The sequence below is a fragment of the Enterovirga sp. CN4-39 genome, from assembly GCF_049446235.1.
GTDB lineage: Bacteria > Pseudomonadota > Alphaproteobacteria > Rhizobiales > Beijerinckiaceae > Enterovirga.
The window spans coordinates 1-14,525 of sequence record NZ_JBMSEF010000040.1; the positions used below are offsets into that span (position 1 = coordinate 1).

Consider the following 14,525-nt stretch of genomic DNA (forward strand, 5'->3'; position numbering starts at 1 on the left):
GTCATAGGTGAGGAGGAGGGTCGGACCGCTGATCGAGGCGGAGCTGAACGCGGGCGGCGTCGTGTCCGTCGGCGCCGGCGGTGGCAGTATCTCCACCGTGACCGTCTGCGTGTCAGAGCGACCAGCCGCGTCCGTTACCACGATAGGGGCCGTAATCGTGTGATTGTTCGAGTCGTAAGCTCGAGGGCTGCTGAACCGGATAGCGCCCGTCAAGCCATCGAGCAGGAACTTGCCTTGTGACTCATAATCGTCCGGCACGAAGGAGAACCTCAGCGTGTCGCCCGCGTCCGGGTCAACGGCCCCGATTGTCCCGATCGTCGTTGCGCCGCTCGCGACCGTGAAGGTCCGGTTCGTGATCGTGGGAGCCTCGTTCACGTTGTCGACGCGGATTGTTAATAAGGTGCTGGCGGCCGCGCCGAGTGGGTCCGCGGCCGTCACTTCGATCTCGTAGAGATTGTTCCCGTCTGCGTCCCCGGGCGCATCGAAGTCGGGGGCGGCCGCGAAGGCGATTTCGCCGGCCGGGCTGATGGTGAAACGTGCCGCATCGGCGCCTCCGGTTATGGAGAACGTGGGCTGGGTCGCGGGCCCGTCGGGATCGGTCACAAGGTAGCCGATGTCGCCGACTGCGATTGTATTCTCGTTTACAAAGAAATTCGGCGTTCCAGACAGCAAAGATTGGTCGAAAACCGGCGCTTCATTAACGTCGCCGATGCCTATTCCGAAGGTTGTGACGGCGTAAGATCCGGGCCTTCCGTCGGTCGCTCCAATTTGCAAGAAGATTTGCGGCGTGGTCTCGAAGTCGAGTGCCCGGCCGTTGCCAACGCGCACGACGCCCGTTTCGGGGTCGATGGTGAACCCCGTCGCTTGGTCGACAAGAAGCTCCTGCGTTCCGTTCGCGAAGTAGTATCGGAGCGGGGTGTTGCCCGGGTCATTTGAGCGCGCCGTGAGGCCAACAGCCGTGCCCGCCGCAGCGTTCTCGAGCACAAACCCGCTTAGGACGTTCCCGCTCTGAGTTCCGTTGCCGGTAGGGTCCGCATCGACCGGGGCCGTCGGCAGCACGTTCTCCACATTGATCGTCATATCGACGACATCGTAGTTCGTGCCGTCAGTGATCTGGACCTTGATGTGCCTCTGTGCGGTCCCGTCCTCGCCGACCTGGATCGAAGCACCGGCCTTGGTCCGGATCCAGAATCCGGTGGGGTTGTAATAGGGGTCGGAGTAGCCGCCGCCTACGAACGACTCGAAGTTGCCGCCATCATCGTCAACGAGCGTAAACTGTAGGGGACCGCTGTTCTGGGTCTCCGATGCTGGCGACGTGTGGGTCGCGCCGAAAGCGCTCAATTCCCACGAGGAGCTTTGGAGGACGCGAGACTCGCCCGAGGTCTCCCTGATGGAGAAGCTCGACGGGCTCTCGAAATCTGAGTGGTCCGGTATAGGTAGATCAGTGATGTTGAGCTGGAAGGTTTGTGTGGCCTCCTCGCGGTGATAGCCCTCATCATCATACCACTCGCTCACGGCGTGAGCTGTGAGCTCGTAGACGGTTTTAACCGGGCGATCGTAGTCCACACCGTTCGGGAAGTACTGGCTTGCCTCTCCGTCGCCTAGAAAGTGGTCAAGCCCTGAATGCCGGAACAGATCTACGTCGCCAGACAACACGATGTTTACAGGCATGTTTGAGCTATTCGTGTTGATGGCCGATATTTTTAGATTGGGCGTTCCACCCTCCGGCACTGAAACCGAGGCCGGCGACGTGAACTGAATGGCCATACGAGGGTCCTGAGCAGACGAAGATCTAAAGCTCTAGCAGATCGTTTCACTGTCTGACCCCTCTCTTCAGAGGATTGACAAGCGTTGTCTTTTCTGAAGGAGCCAAACATCGACGAACTCTTCGCGTTGCACCCGCGGCTCGTAAAGGTGATCTGCCTGAGGGCTGCTGCGTCTGCTGGGAACAGACACCGCATAGCAGTTCGGAAAAGGTCCGCTAAGCTAGGCCGCATGTGCAACCTCTACAGCGTCACGACGAACCAGGAAGCGATCCGCAACCTGTTCAAGGTAGGCCGCGACCTGACCGGCAACCTGCCTTGGCTGCCGGGCGTGTTCCCGGACCACTCGGCCCCAGTGATCCACCTGAATGAGGGCCAGCGGGTCTCGGCCATGATGCGTTGGGGACTGCCCTCGTCGCAGAAGGCCCAGCTCGACGCGGCAACCAAGCGAGCTGAGAAGCTCGAGGCCAAGGGCAAGCCGGTCGACTTCCAGCAGCTGCTCCGGATGGAGCCGGATATCGGCACCACCAACGTGCGCCGGACGGACAGCAGGCACTGGAAGCGCTGGCTCGAGCCCGAGAACCGCTGCCTCGTCCCGTTCACCAGCTTCAGCGAGTTCAACCGCGAGGCCGGCGGCGACATCTGGTTCGCCTTGAGCGAGGACCGCCCGATGGTGGCCTTCGCGGGCCTAAAGGTCGAGAGCTGGACCAGCGTCCGCAAGGTCAAGGAAGGCGAGACGACGAACGACCTCTACGGCTTCCTCACGACGGATCCGAACGCGGAGGTTGGCGCCATCCACCCGAAGGCCATGCCGGTGATCCTGACCACGGTCGAGGAATGGGACGTCTGGCTGCGGGCGCCGTGGTCAGAAGCCCGAGCGCTACAGCGGCCGCTGCCGGACGGGGCGCTCCAGATCGTTGCGCGAGGGGTGAAGAAGGACGAGCCACGGGCGGCAGCCGCGTGATCGGCCGGGCAGCTCTCCTCGTCGTAGCGCTCGTGGCCGCTAGTCCGGCCCATGCGGTCCGGCAGCTCTCCAAGGCGGAAAGCATGGCCTTGCGGTCTGCCGACGTGATTGGAGCGGCCGCCGCGTGCGGCATATCGGACGATCGCCTGGCTGCCGTCGGGCAAGCCACGATAGAACTGATTCAGGAGGCCACAGAATCCGCCGCCCAGCTCGATCGTGCTCGTCGGATGCACGAGACAAGGGTTCGGCTCACAGCCGAGCGAGTGAGGGAGCATCAGCACGAGTGTCCGGCTGCGGTCAGAGCTTTCGAGCGTGCGGAGCGGAACTGATGCCCAGCTCCTCGGTCCCAATCGTCCGGATTCACGCGCCCGACGACATGGTTCTGGCAATCGAGGTTCTGCGAGATCGTGCGGAGACCGACGGGAATGGCACGCTGGCCTATCTACTCGACATGGCGAAGCTCGAGGCCGAGCGGATCTCAGCCCAGGCCCGGCGGGATGAGGCGGAGCGTAGGGCCAGGCCGGACGATCTCTGGCGACCGAGCTAGCTCTGCCGCGGTCGCCCGAAAGGGAAGGCCCCGTCAGTTCGCAGCAGACGGGGCCAAGCGCGCGGCTACCTGCTTCCAGAGCCGTTGCCCGAGGGCGTCGAGCTTGCGCGAGAAGGCATTTGTGCGTTGCTGGCTCCCGCAGGGTTGTTCGACACGCTGCCTGCGCCGGTGCCCTCGGTTCGAACCGTGCCCGTCGCTCCGGGGCCTGAGTTGACCGCGCCAGGTCCGCCCGGGTTGACGACAGTCGGAACCGCAGCATTGGGCGCGGCGCCCGGTGCAACCACATCGCCGGAGCGCACCGAATTTGCAGGTCCGCCCGCATCTGTGCCGCTACGCTGCACCGCTCCCTGTGCGAAGGCCGAGGATGCCATCGCGCCTGTAACGCCTAAGGCAGCCAGAGTCAGAAGAGTACGTCTCATGGTAAAAGACCTCTTGAGCGGCGAAGCTTGCTTGCTTGCCGGTCTACGCCGAGGCCAACCCACAACGCGCCGGTAGGTTGCTCCCTGTCAGTTGGTACGTGGTCCTCTGCTAGAGGAGGGGTCGGGCGCTCCGCTCCGCATTTCGCTGTCTGCGTCTGGGCTAGAGTCACCGGTCGCTGCTGCAGCCTTCAACTCGCGTTCCGCCTGGAGCCAAAACTCGAGATCCTTGCCGAGCGGCCGACCGTTTTGCTCCCAGAGTTCCAATGCTCGAGTTCGTATCTGCTCCTTGGTGACCTGATTGCTCATCTCAGCCTCATTTTTCCCGCCGCAAACACCGTCCGCAAACACCGTCTATGCATTTGCGACGTGTGGGCAGTAAGGCGACGCGGGCGGAGTAGGACCGCCCCGCAACTGATTCACCAAAGCCCGAGCCACCGTCCTGTCGCACGCACCGCCTGGATGACCAGGATAGTTGCGACAGCCACGCCGACGATGATGCCGAGCCGCACGGCGGACATGTTGAACCCAACTCGCGCAACGGTGCCCGGCAACTCCCGGTTCCATACAGACGGCTCTCGACCCAACCATCTCGTCCGCTTCATGAGATTTTCTGTTGGTAGCGTACGAGGCTTCGCCTGTCAGCGAGCTTGACTGATCGGGCAGTCGAGGCAAGAAGGCCCAGATCGAATGACAACAGAGTAAGCGCCATGGCAGAAGCCGAAACCAGTATCTCTTCCGCTGAACTTACAGAACTCGCCGCAGTGATCGTCAGCGCTTACGTCGGAAACAACCCCGTTCGTGCCGCAGATCTTCCTACGGTCATTGCCGACACGTATGGAGCGCTGGCGAGCCTCACTAAGCCGATAGAAGTCGCGCCGGAGAAGCTGGTTCCTCCCGTGTCGATCCGGAAGTCGATCACGCCCGATTACCTGATTAGCCTTGAGGACGGGCGTCAGTACAAGTCGCTGAAGCGGCACCTATCCGGTTACGACCTTACGCCCCAGCAGTATCGCGAGAAGTGGGGGCTGCCGTCTGATTACCCAATGGTGGCTCCGAACTACGCCAAGCAGCGGTCTGAGCTCGCCAAGGCCCTGGGTCTTGGTCGGAAGCGTGAGCCCGAGCCGGTGAAGCCGAAGCGTGGCGGACGGGGGAAGTCCGCCTAGCCTGCACGAGGGGGCGGCGGAAGAGCTGCCAGCCCCGGACCCGCCCTCAACAAGCGGCCGGTTAGCGCCTCAGGTTGATATCTCGTCGGGGCGCCCCACTCAGGTCAGCCGCCCGATCGGGTGCGTCATAAGCATCGCGAGGAGCACCACGACCGGCGGGAAGAACAACCCGAGGAAAAGGAAAGCCACGCCGTCCATGACCGATAACGCGCGACACGGCGCGGGAGTTGGCCGTGCGCCGACCCAGTCCGATTTCGAACTGCGGCGATCGCCAGATCAGCGGCCAGGCCCACTTCGCGAACGCAGCGTCCGAATTGACGCCGGCCGCGACGGCAAGCGCGGGGCGGATGGTGGTCACGCCTCTGCGGAGGCGCGCGCCTCAAGGGCTTGGATGAGACGCCCGACGTCCGCTATTTCGCGCTCCAGCTTGGTGCGCCAATACTCCGTCGTGTCGGTCCACTGCAGGTCGCCTGTCTTGCGTTCGGCGTAGAAGGTGCCGGAGTTGATGTCGTCCAGCATCTCCTGCGCCCGGGCCTGCCTTGATCGATAGTCCTCAATCGCTGCGTCCAGACTTTTCACCTCGCCCCCCTCCAATCCGAGCGCCTGCGGCTATCAGCCCTGAGAGGCGGGAGGGGCCAGACGACTATCGCTCCACCGCCACCATTGCCACCAGCGGGGCTCTGTCCAGCCCATCTCGCGCGCCTTTCGGAATACGGCGGCTCTCGCCTCGCCAGGGGTCCTGCATCCACTGACGGTGGCCTTCCGCTTTGTCCCGTCCCGCTCAGTCCAGAAGATTGTCTGGCTGAACTTTACTGGAAAGCTGTCCAAATCGCTCTCTCCACCGCCGCCAGAGCCATTCCGATAAAAGCTAGCCCTATCCAGTTTCCGCGGGGAGAGGGGAGGACATCAGTTTGCAGGCTGGCTCGGGCTCTGAGATTTTACACAGCGCGGGCGTTCATAGCGCGGCAATGGGGCGGATCTGGCGAATCTTGTAAACGGGAGACCATGGGATCAGCGGCTTAGGGCGGAAGCGCCCTGTTCTACCGATAGCGGACGCTCACCTGGCAACTCCGGGGTCGTCACGAGGGTGGCCCACTTCCAAGACGCGTATTTATCGCCGCTCTGCCGGAGATGCGTGTAGCGCTTCAGGCTGGTCCAGGAGCGGTGCCCTGATACGGCCGCAGCGTGCGGGATGTTCATGCCCATCTCGAACAGGCGAGAAACGCCGTCGTGGCGCAGGTCGTGGAAGTGCAAGTCTTCGATGCCGAGAAGCGCGCAGGCCCGCGTGAACGCTGCCCCGATCGCGTCGGTGGTGTAGGGAAAGATCGGGCCGTCGCGCTCCGGCATGGACTGGATGATGGCGAGCGCCGGGTCGGGGAGGTCGCACCACACGTCGTTCCCCTGCTTCTCGCCGGGGTTCTTCATGTCGCGCACGAGGATGCGCTTTCCCCCGACGTCCAGGTCCGCTCGCTGGATCCGGGTAATCTCCTCCTGGCGCCGTGTCGAGAAGATCGCGAAGGCGATGACCTTTTGCATGGGCACCACGCCGGGTCGGCGCTGCTGCCGCTCGCCGAAGTGGGTCATCAGCTTGTCGAGTTCAGCGAGGGTAGGACGCCGGTCACGGGTGGTTGACTTGGCCGTGAGGCCGAGCCGCTTGGATACCTTCAACGCCGCGTCCATCTGACCGGAATCAAGGGGGTAGCCCCACGCCGGCTTCGCGATCGCGAACACCGAGCTGAGGTGGGCGAGGTAGTTCGCCACGGTCTGCGGCTGGCGGCCCGTCAGCAGCTCCTGGGCGAACGCGACCAGGTCGGCGCTCGTGATAGTCGAGCAGCGCTTCTCGGCGAAGTCGAAGCCTTTGATGGTGTTCAGGACCTGCGCCTTGGTCCGACCCAGGGGCCGACGAGTATCCTTCACATAACGGTCTATGACGGCCGACAGGGTCGGGTCGTCAACTTTTGCAAGCGCGAGCGCCCCAGGCTCCCTCAGTTCACGCTCGCGCCGCTTGATCCAGGCCGCGGCGGCCTGGTGCCGGTCAAAGGTCTTCGTCTCGCGGTGTAGGATCCCCTCGCTTTTGACGACGATCTGGGCGTGGTATCCAACTGCTCCACCCTTTCGCGGCCGTTCGATGATCGTGCCCACGGCCGCGCCTTTCTCCGGTACAGCAAGGGCCTGGGTGGTATAGCATTGCTGTACAGACGGCAACATTTCGGGCCAAAACGGGCCCAAACGGCACCGGAACGAGACAGCCGAAGCAGGGTGTAAGTGGCGGACGTGGAACGGAAATCCAGCGATTTCAATGCTTGGCGCTTCGCTATAGCACCCATGATGGATTGGACGGATCGGCATTGCCGGGCCTTCCATCGCACCCTGTCGCGGCGGGTGCGGCTCTATACCGAGATGGTCACGACGGGCGCGGTCATACACGGGCCGCGCGAGCGGCTGCTCGGCTTCTCCGACCCGGAGCATCCGATCGCGGTGCAACTCGGCGGGTCGGATCCGAAGGATCTCGCGGAGGCCGCGCGGATCGCGGAGGGGTTCGGGTATGACGAGATCAACCTCAATGTCGGCTGCCCGTCGGACCGCGTGCAGGACGGGCGCTTCGGCGCCTGCCTGATGCGGGAGCCCGCGCTCGTCGGGGATTGCGTCGTCGCGATGAAGGCGGCCGTCTCGGTGCCGGTCACCGTGAAGTGCCGCCTTGGGGTCGACGACCAGGATATTGGCCCGGCGCTCGACGACATGGCCCGGGCCGTCTTCTCCGTTGGAGCGGATGCGCTGGTCGTGCATGCCCGCAAGGCTTGGCTCCAGGGCCTTTCACCCAAGGAGAACCGGGACATCCCACCGCTCGATTACGCCCGCGTCTACGAGCTGAAGCGGGCTTGGCCCGAGAAGCCGATCGCGATCAACGGCGGCGTCCGGACCGTCTCCGAGGCGAAGGCTCACCTGGAGCATGTCGATGGCGCCATGCTCGGGCGCGCGGCCTACCAGGACCCGGCGATCCTGCTCGCGGTCGATCGGGAGATCTTCGGCGAGGAGCCGCCGGCCTCCGACCCGTTCGAGGCGATCGCGCTCTATGAGCCCTATGTTGCGGCCCGGCTCGCTGAGGGGCTTCGGCTCCACAACATGACCCGCCACATGCTGGGGCTGTTCAACGGCCGGCCCGGTGCGCGCGCCTATCGCCGCCATCTGGCCACCGCGGGTACACGCCCGGATGCCGATCTCCAGACGCTCCGCGATGCGGTCGGGCTGGTTGCGCGCGAGGCGGCGCTCGACGAGGCGGCCTGACGGGGCGTCTAATGCGGTGCCGTTAACTCTGTTGGTCTACTCCGCCAAGGAACATCGAACCGCCACGGTGGTTCGAACCCTGCCACCCCCGCACAAAGGAGAAATGCGGATGAAGCGTCTGATCGTCGGAATGGCTGCGCTGGCGGCTGGAGCGATCCTCGCCGCGACGCCGTCGCAGGCGGCGAAGTTCATGGACCCCGGGCTGGCGAAGACCGGCTCCCTGATCGAGGACGTCGCCTGCGTCACGCGGCGTGAGCGCGTCCGCCGGCCGGGTGGCCGGGTCGAGTGGCGCACTGTCCGCACCTGCCGGCCGGACGTTCGCCGGGGCAGAGACTGCCGCGTCGTCAAGGAGCGCATCCGGCGTCCGGGTGGCCGGGTGATCGTCGAGACGCGGCGCATCTGCCGCTGAGCGGTGCGTGACCTGCTCCGGGCGGCTCGCTCGCCCGGAGCTAACGATGGCTCAGTCGAGCCGCACGGCTTCCGTCTGCTCCGGATAGACGGGGTAGACGCCCGCGACCCGGCCCATCTGCTGTGTGAGCGCCAGCACGATGTCGATGGTCGGGGTGTCTACATCCACCAGCCGGCCCATCTCCTGCACCACGGTCAGAAGGGCATCGAGCTCGATCGGTCGGCCCTTGTCGAGATCCTGCAGCATGGAGGTGCGGTGCGCGCCAACTCCTGCTGCCCCGTCGATCCGCCTCTCGATCCCGACCCGAAAATGCGTGCCGATGCGGCGCGCGATCTTCTCCGCCTCTGCCATCATGCCGCGCGCGACCGCCCGCGTGCCCGGATCGGTCGCCACCACGTCCAGCGTCGCGTGGGTGAGCGCCGAGATGGGGTTGAAGCAGAGATTGCCCCAGAGCTTCAGCCAGATGTCGTCCCGGATCTTGGGGTCGACCTTCGGCTTGAGCCCGCCTTTCTCGAACACCTCCGCAAGGCGCGTCAGCCGCTCGGTGACCTTCCCCGTCGGCTCCCCGAGGCCGAAGCGGTCGCCATAGATGTGCTTGATGACGCCCGGCTCGGTGATCTCCGTCGCGGGATAGACCGTGCAGGCGATGGCGCGCTCGGGTCCGATCGCGCGCCACTGGCGGCCGTCCGGATCGACGCTTTGCAGCTGCAGGTTCGCGAACTGGCCCTCGAAGCCATAGAAGTACCACCAGGGAATGCCGTTCTGCGCCGTGACGACCGCGGTGTCGGGCCCGAGCAGAGGCTGCATGGCTTCCGCCGCCTCCCAGGCCTGATGCGCCTTGAGGGCTACGATGACGTAGTCCTGCGGCCCGAGCTCGGCCGGGTCGGAGGTGGCGCGGAGCTTCGCGTTGCGCTCGCCGTCCTTTCCCCGGATCGTGAGGCCGTTCTCCTGGATCGCCTTCAGGTGCGCGCCGCGGGCGATGAGGGACACCTCCGCGCCGCTCTGGGCGAGGCCCACGCCCATGAACCCGCCGATCGCCCCGGCGCCGTAGATACAGATTTTCATGCTGTCCTCGCTGGTCGATTGCCTTCCCCCTTGTGGGGAAGGTGGCCCCCGATCCCCGGGCGAAGACCGGGGACGAGGGCCGGATGGGGGGCGGGACAAAGGAGTTCGACCGAGACGGCCCCCCACCCCTAGCCCCTCCCCACCAGGGGGATGGGAACGAGAGCGGAGCTACTCCGCCGCCTGCAGCACCGGCTCGGGCACGCGCTCGATCTTCGCCGCGCAATACTTGAATTCCGGGATCTTCCCGAACGGGTCGAGCTGCGGGTTGGTGAGCACGTTCGCGGCCGCCTCGGCATAGGCGAAGGGGATGAAGATCAGCCCCGGCGGGATCATGCCGTCGATGCGCGCCTTGAGCTGGATGGTGCCGCGGCGGGTCGAGACCTGGATGAACTCGCCCGTATGGGCGCCAAGGCGCTCCATGTCGCGCGCGGACACATAGGCGACGGCCTCCGGCTCGAGATCGTCGAGCACCTGCGAGCGGCGGGTCATCGAGCCGGTGTGCCAGTGCTCGAGCTGCCGCCCAGTCGTCAGCACGAAGGGGTACTCGGTATCCGGCTCCTCGGCAGGCGAGATGAGCTTAGCCGGCACGAACTTCGCCCGTCCTGTCTTGGTCGGGAAGCCGTTGCCGAAGACGATGTCCTGCCCGGGCTCGTCCGGCCCGTCGCAGGGGTAGGTGACGGAGTATTCGCGCTCCACCCGCTCCCACGTGATGTTGGCGAGGGACGGCATGACGGAGGCCATCTCCGCGAAGACCTCGCTGACGTGATTGTAGCGCCAGTCGAGCCCGAGCCGGTTCGCCAGGTCGATGATGATGTCGAGGTCTTGCCGCGCCTGGCCGGGGAGGGGGAGGGCGGCCCGCCCCATCTGCACCTGCCGGTTCGTATTGGAGACCGTGCCGTCCTTCTCGGGCCAGGCGGAGGCAGGGAGCACGACGTCGGCGTATTTCGCCGTCTCGGTCAGGAAGATGTCCTGCACGACGAGGTGGTCGAGCTTGGCCAAAGCCTCGCGCGCATGCTGCACGTCCGGGTCCGACATCGCCGGGTTCTCGCCCATGATGTACATGCCGCGGATCTGGTCGTCGTGGATCGCGTCCATGATCTCGACGACCGTGAGACCCCGCTTCGGATCGAGCTTGGTGCCCCAGAGCTCCTCGTAGCGGACGCGGATCTCCGGATCCTCGACCGATTTGTAGTCGGGGAAGAACATCGGGATCAGGCCGGCATCGGATGCGCCCTGCACGTTGTTCTGGCCGCGGAGCGGGTGGAGGCCCGTGCCAGGGCGGCCGATCTGGCCGGTGGAGAGCGCCATCGCGATGAGGCAGCGGGTGTTGTCGGTGCCGTGGATGTGCTGGCTGACGCCCATGCCCCAGAAGATGATCGCCGATTCAGCCCGGGCGTAGACCCGCGCCACCTCGCGGAGCGTCTCGGCCGGGATGCCGCAGATCTTCTCCATCTCCTCGGGGGGATAGTTCTTCACGTTCTCGACGAGCTTCTCGAAGTCGTCGGCATTCGCCTGCACGTATTGCTGGTCGTAGAGCTTCTCCTCCACGATCGTGTGCAGGATGGCGTTCAGCATCGAGACGTCGCGTCCCGGCTTGAACTGCAGCATGTAGGTCGCGAAACGCTTCAAGGCGACGCCGCGCGGATCCATGACGATCAGCTTCGCGCCGCGCTCGGCCGCGTTCTTGAAGAAGGTCGCGGCGACCGGGTGGTTCTCGATCGGGTTCGCGCCGATCACCACGATCACGTCCGCATCCTTGGCCGACATGAACGGCGCGGAGACGGCGCCCGAGCCGACGCCTTCCAGCAGGCCGGCAACCGAGGATGCGTGGCAGAGCCGGGTGCAGTGATCGACGTTGTTGGTGCCGAACCCGGCGCGGACGAGCTTCTGGAAGAGGTAGGCCTCCTCGTTCGAGCCCTTGGCGGAGCCGAAGCCGGCGAGGGCGCCCCCGCCGAGCGTGTCGCGGATCCTGGCGAGCCCGCCAGCCGCCTTCTCCATGGCCTCTTCCCAGGTCGCCTCGCGGAAATGCGTCAGCGGGTTCATGGGATCGATGTCGACGTCGTGCTTGGAGACGCCATCCTTCCGGATGAGGGGCACCGTAAGCCGGTCGGCATGGTGGACGTAGTCGAAGCCGAACCGCCCCTTCACGCAGAGGCGCTCCTGGTTCGACGGGCCGTCGCGGCCCTGAACGGCGACGATCTTGTCGTCCTTGATCTGGTAGGTGAGCTGGCAGCCGACGCCGCAATAGGGGCAGACGGAATCCACCTCGCGGTCGGGCGCGTTGGTGAACACGCCCTGCTCGTCGACGAGCGCCTTTTCCATCAGGGCGCCCGTGGGGCAGGCCTGGACGCATTCCCCGCAGGAGACGCAGGTCGAGCCGCCCATCGGGTCGTCGAAGTCGAAGACGATCTTCTCGCCATGGCCGCGATAGGCCATGCCGATCACATCGTTGACCTGGACCTCGCGGCAGGCGCGCACGCAGAGCCCGCAATGGATGCAGGCATCGAGCTGCACGGCCATGGCCGGGTGAGAGAAGTCGTCGGCCTTGTTCGGCCGGTCCACGGCCGGGAAGCGGCTGTCCGCGAGTTCGATCCGGTCCGACCAGGTCCAGAAGGCCGAGTTCGGATCATGCGCGCATTCGCGCTCGGGCTGGTCGGCCAGCAGCAGCTCGAACACGAGCTTGCGCGACGCCTCCGCCCGCTCGGAGGCGCTCTTCACCTTCATGCCCGGTGTGGGCTTGCGGATGCAGGAGGCGGCGAGCACCCGCTCGCCCTCGACCTCGACCATGCAGGCGCGGCAATTGCCGTCCGGCCGGTAGCCCGGCTTCGGCGAGTAGCAGAGATGCGGGATGTCGGTGCCGTGCCGGCTCGCGACCTGCCAGATCGTCTCGCCAGGGCGGGCGGTGACCTCCTTCCCGTCGAGCGTGAAGGAGATGGGTTCGAAGATGGGGAGCCCGTCAGACACTCGCTGTCTCCCTGTTCCATTTTGTCATGGCCGGCCTTGTGCCGGCCATCTCGATCGATGATCGATGCCTTCGGATCGGGGTGGCCGGGACAAGCCCGGCCATGACGCCGTCGAGCATCTCAATACCGCGCCGGCTTGCCGGGGGTGGGCTCTTCCGCTGCGACCGCGGGCGCGAGGCCCGCGAAGTCGTCGCGGAAATGCTTCATGACCTGCTTCACCGGGTTCATGGCCGCCTGGCCGAGGCCGCAGATGGAAGCGTCCGTCATGACCTTGGTCAGCTCGTTCAGCAGGTCCTCGTCCCAGCGGTCGCGCTCCATGATCGTGACCGCCTTTTCGGTCCCGATCCGGCAGGGCGTGCACTGTCCGCAGGATTCGTCCTCGAAGAACTTCATGAGGTTCAGCGCGACGTCCCGCATGTTGTCCCGGTCGGACAGGACCACGACGGCGGCCGAGCCGATGAATGAGCCGTGCGGCTCCAGGGTTCCGAAATCCAGCGGGATGTCGCCCATCGAGGCGGGCAGGATGCCGCCGGACGCGCCGCCCGGCAGGTAGCCCTTGAAGACGTGGCCCTCGGCCATGCCGCCGCAATATCCGTCGATGAGCTCGCGGACCGTGATGCCGGCGGGCGCGAGCTTCACGCCCGGCTCGTGGACCCGGCCGGAGACGGAGAAGGTGCGCAGGCCCTTGCGGCCGTTCCGGCCGTGCGAGCCGAACCACTCGGGTCCCTTCTCGACGATCTCGCGCACCCAGAAGAGCGTCTCGACATTGTTGATCAGCGTCGGGCGGCCGAAGAGGCCGACCTGGCTCGGGAAGGGCGGCTTGTGCCGTGGCAGGCCGCGCTTGCCCTCGATCGATTCGAGCATCGCGCTCTCCTCGCCGCAGATATAGGCGCCGGCACCGCGACGGAGATGGATGCGGGTGCGTTTAGAGAGGCCGGCCGCCTCGACTTTCGGGATCTCCCGCAGGAGGATCTCGCGGCACTGCGGATACTCGTCGCGCAGGTAGATGTAGACGTCCTCCGCCTCGACCGCGAGCGCGCCGACCAGCATGCCCTCCAGGAAGCGGTGGGGATCGGTCTCCAGGTAATGCCGGTCCTTGAAGGTGCCGGGCTCGCCCTCGTCGCCGTTCACGGCCATGAGGCGCGGCGCCGGCTCGGCCCGGACGAAGCGCCACTTCCGGCCGGTCGGGAAGCCGGCGCCGCCGAGGCCGCGCAGGCCCGAATCCTCCATCGTCTTGATGACGTCCTCGACGGTGCGCTTGCCGTCGAGGAGTTCGGACAGGAGCCTGTAGCCGCCGCCCGCCTGGTAGGCCTCGAAATCCGGATAGCCGGGGACCTGCGGATGCGTGTGGCCGGCCTGCGCCTCGGACGTGACGCTCTCAACCGTCGCATGCGGGTGCAGGGCATGGCCAATCGCAGCCATCGGGGCCTGGTGGCAGCCGCCCATGCAGGGTGCCCGCACGACGCGGATGCCGGGCTCGAGCGAGGATTGCAGCGAGCCGAGCAGCGTCTCGGCGCCGGCGAGCGCGCATGACAGCGAGTCGCAGACGCGCACCGTCACGGGCGGTGGGGGGGGCTCGCCATCCATGACGATGTCGAAATGCGCATAGAACGAGGCGACCTCGTAGACCTCAACGAGGGCGAGCCGCATCAGGTTCGCGAGTGCCGCGAGGTGGCGCGCATGCAGGCAGCCGAAATGGTCCTGCAGGAGGTGAAGGTGCTCGATCAGGAGGTCGGCACGAAGCGGGCGCGAGCCGAGCAGCGCCTCGACCTCGGCAAGCGCCTTCGGCTCGACCTGCCGGCCCTTCGGCGTGTCGCGGGTCTTGCGGCGGCCGGAGCCCGGATGGACCGATCGCGCCGCTGCGGTCCCGGCCATAACGCCTGGATTGTGGATGTTCATGGCCCACGCTTGTCATGGCCGGGCTTGGCCCGGCCATCTCGATTGGAA

13 protein-coding genes are annotated in these 14,525 nt (G+C 65.8%); 5 read left to right on the top strand and 8 right to left on the bottom strand.

The features are described from left to right. A partial coding sequence (locus ACO2SS_RS28235; protein ID WP_423281202.1) for an Ig-like domain-containing protein occupies positions 1-1,767 on the bottom strand: 1,767 nt, incomplete at its 3' end. Positions 1,768-1,995: 228 nt separating this feature from the next. On the opposite strand from ACO2SS_RS28235, the gene ACO2SS_RS28240 reads away from it, so the two are divergent. Continuing rightward, on the top strand, positions 1,996-2,727 hold the full coding sequence (locus tag ACO2SS_RS28240; protein WP_423281203.1) for an SOS response-associated peptidase: 732 nt from the start codon (positions 1,996-1,998) through the stop codon (positions 2,725-2,727). A 328-nt stretch (positions 2,728-3,055) separates the two neighbouring features. Then, complete coding sequence (locus tag ACO2SS_RS28245) at positions 3,056-3,274, top strand: hypothetical protein (RefSeq protein ID WP_423281204.1); 219 nt, start codon at positions 3,056-3,058, stop codon at positions 3,272-3,274. A gap of 506 nt (positions 3,275-3,780) precedes the next feature. Here the strand turns inward: ACO2SS_RS28245 and ACO2SS_RS28250 are convergent. Beyond that, positions 3,781-3,999 carry a DUF2934 domain-containing protein gene (locus ACO2SS_RS28250; protein ID WP_423281205.1) on the bottom strand — a complete coding sequence of 73 codons (219 nt, stop codon included), beginning with the start codon at positions 3,997-3,999 and terminating at the stop codon, positions 3,781-3,783. 110 nt (positions 4,000-4,109) lie between these two features. Then, positions 4,110-4,244 carry a hypothetical protein gene (locus ACO2SS_RS28255; RefSeq protein ID WP_423281206.1) on the bottom strand — a complete coding sequence of 45 codons (135 nt, stop codon included), beginning with the start codon at positions 4,242-4,244 and terminating at the stop codon, positions 4,110-4,112. A gap of 156 nt (positions 4,245-4,400) precedes the next feature. On the opposite strand from ACO2SS_RS28255, the gene ACO2SS_RS28260 reads away from it, so the two are divergent. After that, entirely contained in the window at positions 4,401-4,856 is a 456-nt protein-coding gene (locus ACO2SS_RS28260) for a MucR family transcriptional regulator (RefSeq protein WP_423281207.1), read from the top strand. 354 nt (positions 4,857-5,210) lie between these two features. Here ACO2SS_RS28260 and ACO2SS_RS28265 read toward each other — a convergent pair whose 3' ends face one another. Continuing rightward, the gene (locus ACO2SS_RS28265; protein WP_423281208.1) at positions 5,211-5,375 is read right to left on the bottom strand and encodes a hypothetical protein; all 165 of its coding nucleotides are present in this window, start codon (positions 5,373-5,375) and stop codon (positions 5,211-5,213) included. 492 nt (positions 5,376-5,867) lie between these two features. Then, entirely contained in the window at positions 5,868-6,998 is a 1,131-nt protein-coding gene (locus tag ACO2SS_RS28270; RefSeq protein ID WP_423281214.1) for a site-specific integrase, read from the bottom strand. 123 nt (positions 6,999-7,121) lie between these two features. On the opposite strand from ACO2SS_RS28270, the gene dusA reads away from it, so the two are divergent. Together dusA and ACO2SS_RS28280 are read left to right on the top strand one after the other, a co-directional pair. Next, positions 7,122-8,141, top strand: a complete 1,020-nt coding sequence (dusA, locus tag ACO2SS_RS28275) for a tRNA dihydrouridine(20/20a) synthase DusA (RefSeq protein ID WP_423281209.1) — start codon at positions 7,122-7,124, stop codon at positions 8,139-8,141. A 109-nt stretch (positions 8,142-8,250) separates the two neighbouring features. Next, entirely contained in the window at positions 8,251-8,550 is a 300-nt protein-coding gene (locus tag ACO2SS_RS28280) for a hypothetical protein (RefSeq protein ID WP_423281210.1), read from the top strand. Positions 8,551-8,601: 51 nt separating this feature from the next. Here the strand turns inward: ACO2SS_RS28280 and ACO2SS_RS28285 are convergent, their stop codons facing one another. The 3 genes from ACO2SS_RS28285 to ACO2SS_RS28295 all read right to left on the bottom strand — a co-directional run bounded on the left by ACO2SS_RS28285 (position 8,602) and on the right by ACO2SS_RS28295 (position 14,477). Then, on the bottom strand, positions 8,602-9,615 hold the full coding sequence (locus ACO2SS_RS28285; RefSeq protein ID WP_423281211.1) for a 2-dehydropantoate 2-reductase: 1,014 nt from the start codon (positions 9,613-9,615) through the stop codon (positions 8,602-8,604). A 168-nt stretch (positions 9,616-9,783) separates the two neighbouring features. After that, positions 9,784-12,579 (bottom strand): formate dehydrogenase subunit alpha, encoded by a 2,796-nt coding sequence (gene fdhF, locus ACO2SS_RS28290; RefSeq protein WP_423281212.1) that lies wholly within the window; start codon positions 12,577-12,579, stop codon positions 9,784-9,786. A 119-nt stretch (positions 12,580-12,698) separates the two neighbouring features. After that, on the bottom strand, positions 12,699-14,477 hold the full coding sequence (locus tag ACO2SS_RS28295) for an NADH-ubiquinone oxidoreductase-F iron-sulfur binding region domain-containing protein (RefSeq protein WP_423281213.1): 1,779 nt from the start codon (positions 14,475-14,477) through the stop codon (positions 12,699-12,701). Positions 14,478-14,525: the final 48 nt, after the last annotated feature.

Coding starts and splice junctions, on each gene's coding strand:
- ACO2SS_RS28240 (WP_423281203.1), top strand. CDS start 1,996: ATGTGCAACCTCTACAGCGTCACGACGAACCAGGAAGCGATCCGCAAC.
- ACO2SS_RS28245 (WP_423281204.1), top strand. CDS start 3,056: ATGCCCAGCTCCTCGGTCCCAATCGTCCGGATTCACGCGCCCGACGAC.
- ACO2SS_RS28250 (WP_423281205.1), bottom strand. CDS start 3,999: ATGAGCAATCAGGTCACCAAGGAGCAGATACGAACTCGAGCATTGGAA.
- ACO2SS_RS28260 (WP_423281207.1), top strand. CDS start 4,401: ATGGCAGAAGCCGAAACCAGTATCTCTTCCGCTGAACTTACAGAACTC.
- ACO2SS_RS28265 (WP_423281208.1), bottom strand. CDS start 5,375: ATGCTGGACGACATCAACTCCGGCACCTTCTACGCCGAACGCAAGACA.
- ACO2SS_RS28280 (WP_423281210.1), top strand. CDS start 8,251: ATGAAGCGTCTGATCGTCGGAATGGCTGCGCTGGCGGCTGGAGCGATC.
- ACO2SS_RS28285 (WP_423281211.1), bottom strand. CDS start 9,615: ATGAAAATCTGTATCTACGGCGCCGGGGCGATCGGCGGGTTCATGGGC.
- ACO2SS_RS28295 (WP_423281213.1), bottom strand. CDS start 14,477: ATGAACATCCACAATCCAGGCGTTATGGCCGGGACCGCAGCGGCGCGA.